We start from the raw sequence: 3,626 nt of genomic DNA, 5'->3' as shown, positions 1-3,626 counted from the left end.
TAACAAGGTAGCCGTAGGGGAACCTGCGGCTGGATCACCTCCTTAATAGAAGAGGCACGACGACTTAAAGCGCCCAACACAGTTTGTTTTCAGAAAAGAACCGAGCATCCGGAAATTGGCAAGCTAAATGCCTGCCTTGACGGGTTGGCAGTCTTTTTTAATCAATGTATCGGTGCAGAAATGCATTAATAACAGAAGCTAAAATAAAGATTGTCTGAAAAAGATTGGGTCTGTAGCTCAGCTGGTTAGAGCGCACCCCTGATAAGGGTGAGGCCGGTGGTTCAAGTCCACTCAGACCCACCAATCAGTAGGATTGATTAGATTAAAGTATCCTTATGGGTATTTTAATCTGGTTAAGCCGGAAGTTCATTAACAATATGGTAAAGAAGAGGTAACACAAGCGATTAGTATTGTGATTGATATGACTTTGATTTGATTGAGGTTATATGGTCAAGAAGAGAAGCGCAAACGGTGGATGCCTAGGCAGTAAGAGGCGAAGAAGGACGTGGAATCCTGCGAAAAGCTCTGGCGAGTTGGAAACAAGCGTTGACCCAGAGATGTCCGAATGGGGGAACCCGGCTTACGCGAGTAGGTCATCTGCGACTGAATAAATAGGTTGCAGAAGCGAACTTGGGGAACTGAAACATCTAAGTACCCAAAGGAAAAGAAATCAAGAGAGATTCTCTGAGTAGCGGCGAGCGAAAGGGGAGGAGCCTGGTATGATTTATTATTGATGTGAGTAGAACAGTCTGGGAAGGCTGACCGCAGGGGGTGAAAGTCCCGTATACGAAGCATTGATGAGGAACTAAGCATACGAACAAGTAGGCTGGGACACGAGAAATCCTGGTTGAAGATGGGTGGCCCATCATCCAAGGCTAAATACTCCTTACTGACCGATAGTGAACCAGTACCGTGAGGGAAAGGCGAAAAGAACCCCGGAGAGGGGAGTGAAATAGAACCTGAAACCGTTTGCGTACAAGCAGTGGGAGCCTGACTTAGGTTGGGTGACTGCGTACCTTTTGTATAATGGGTCAGCGAGTTACTTTCAGTGGCGAGGTTAACTGCATAAGGAAGCCGTAGAGAAATCGAGTCTGAATAGGGCGCGAGTCGCTGTGAGTAGACCCGAAACCGGGCGATCTAGCCATGCCCAGGATGAAGGTTGGGTAACACCAACTGGAGGTCCGAACCGGGTAATGTTGAAAAATTATCGGATGAGGTGTGGCTAGGAGTGAAAGGCTAATCAAGCCCGGAGATAGCTGGTTCTCCCCGAAAGCTATTTAGGTAGCGCCTCGTGAGTGATTGCCGGGGGTAGAGCACTGTTTCGGCTAGGGGGCTGTCATGGCTTACCAAACCGATGCAAACTCCGAATACTGGCCAATTGAATCACGGGAGACACACGGCGGGTGCTAACGTCCGTCGTGAAGAGGGAAACAACCCAGACCGCCAGCTAAGGTCCCTGAGTGATAGTTAAGTGGGAAACGATGTGGGAAGGCCCAGACAGCCAGGAGGTTGGCTTAGAAGCAGCCATCCTTTAAAGAAAGCGTAATAGCTCACTGGTCGAGTCGGCCTGCGCGGAAGATGTAACGGGGCTAAAACTATCCACCGAAGCTGCGGATGTGTACTTAGAGTACATGTGGTAGGGGAGCGTTCTGTAGGCTGAAGAAGGTGCATTGAGAAGTGTGCTGGAGGTATCAGAAGTGCGAATGCTGACATGAGTAACGATAAAGAGGGTGAAAAGCCCTCTCGCCGGAAGTCCAAGGTTTCCTGCACGACGTTAATCGGAGCAGGGTGAGTCGGCCCCTAAGGCGAGGCTGAAGAGCGTAGTCGATGGGAACCAGGTTAATATTCCTGGACTTTTTATAAGTGGTGAAGTGGGGACGAAGAAGGCTAGGTGAGCCGGGCGTTGGTTGTCCTGGTACTGGCATGTAGGCGGAAAGACCTGGCAAATCCGGTTTTTTGTTAACGCTGAGGTGCTGAGTGGTCCTGACCCTTTAGGGTGTGGGGAAGTCATTGATGCCAAGCTTCCAGGAAAAGCTGCTAGCCATAACTTATAGAGAACCGTACCGGAAACCGACACAGGTGGACAGGTAGAGAATACTAAGGCGCTTGAGAGAACTCGGGTGAAGGAACTAGGCAAAATGGTACCGTAACTTCGGGAGAAGGTACGCCCTTTTGTGTTATTTATTTTACATAGAGAAGCATGAGAGGGCCGCAGAGACCAGGTGGCTGCGACTGTTTATTAAAAACACAGCACTCTGCCAATTCGTAAGAAGACGTATAGGGTGTGACGCCTGCCCGGTGCCGGAAGGTTAATTGATGCTGTCAGGAGCAATCCGAAGCGGTTGATCGAAGCCCCGGTAAACGGCGGCCGTAACTATAACGGTCCTAAGGTAGCGAAATTCCTTGTCGGGTAAGTTCCGACCTGCACGAATGGCGTAACGATGGCCACACTGTCTCCACCCGAGACTCAGTGAAATTGAAATCGCTGTGAAGATGCAGTGTACCCGCGGCTAGACGGAAAGACCCCGTGAACCTTTACTACAGCTTTGCACTGGACTTTGATGATGACTGTGTAGGATAGGTGGGAGGCTAAGAAATGCAGACGCCAGTTTGCATGGAGCCGACCTTGAAATACCACCCTGTTATGATTGAGGTTCTAACTTGGTCCAGTAATCCTGGATGAGGACAGTGTATGGTGGGTAGTTTGACTGGGGCGGTCTCCTCCCAAAGAGTAACGGAGGAGCACAAAGGTACCCTCGGTACGGTCGGACATCGTACCAAGAGTGTAAAGGCAAAAGGGTGCTTGACTGCGAGAGTGACGGCTCGAGCAGGTACGAAAGTAGGTCTTAGTGATCCGGTGGTTCTGAATGGAAGGGCCATCGCTCAACGGATAAAAGGTACTCCGGGGATAACAGGCTGATACCGCCCAAGAGTTCATATCGACGGCGGTGTTTGGCACCTCGATGTCGGCTCATCACATCCTGGGGCTGAAGCAGGTCCCAAGGGTATGGCTGTTCGCCATTTAAAGTGGTACGCGAGCTGGGTTTAGAACGTCGTGAGACAGTTCGGTCCCTATCTGCCGTGGGCGTAGGAAAATTGAGAGGAGCTGCTCCTAGTACGAGAGGACCGGAGTGGACGAACCTCTGGTGTACCGGTTGTGACGCCAGTTGCATTGCCGGGTAGCTAAGTTCGGACGGGATAACCGCTGAAAGCATCTAAGCGGGAAGCCTCCCTCAAGATGAGTTTTCCCATGAAGCCCGTTGAAGACTACGACGTTGATAGGCGAGGTGTGGAAGCGCAGTAATGTGTGAAGCTAACTCGTACTAATTGGCTGATTGTCTTGACCATATAACCTGAATTGGTTTGAGGTTATGAAAGACGATACGAGGAGGAAGTGAAAGAACTTCTTTCAAAAATTGTTCCTGTTACCGATTACTTCTTTACCAGCCTGAAGGGGTTGGCTTGCTAATAAGACAAGCCGCTTCCTGAAGGATACCGTTTTTCCTGGCGACCATAGCGGTCTGGAACCACCTGAATCCATCTCGAACTCAGAAGTGAAACAGACCCGCGCCGATGATAGTGTGGGGTCTCCCCATGTGAAAGTAGGTCATCGCCAGGGCTTTTTT

At 50.2% G+C, this 3,626-nt stretch carries 1 tRNA gene and 2 rRNA genes; all 3 read left to right on the top strand.

The window, feature by feature from the left end:
- Positions 1 to 226: 226 nt before the first annotated feature.
- The 3 genes from E1O65_RS12300 (at position 227) to rrf (ending at position 3,619) form a co-directional block, all read left to right on the top strand.
- Positions 227 to 303, top strand: a tRNA-Ile gene (locus E1O65_RS12300).
- Between the two features lie 145 nt (positions 304 to 448).
- Positions 449 to 3,348, top strand: a 23S ribosomal RNA gene (locus tag E1O65_RS12295).
- Positions 3,349 to 3,503: 155 nt separating this feature from the next.
- Positions 3,504 to 3,619 (top strand): 5S ribosomal RNA (rrf, locus tag E1O65_RS12290).
- Positions 3,620 to 3,626: the final 7 nt, after the last annotated feature.

Source organism: Legionella sp. W10-070 (genome assembly GCF_900640175.1).
Taxonomy (GTDB): Bacteria; Pseudomonadota; Gammaproteobacteria; order Legionellales; family Legionellaceae; genus Tatlockia.
The sequence above is the reverse complement of the archived record's forward strand: the minus strand, read 5'-3'. Positions and strand labels throughout refer to the sequence as shown.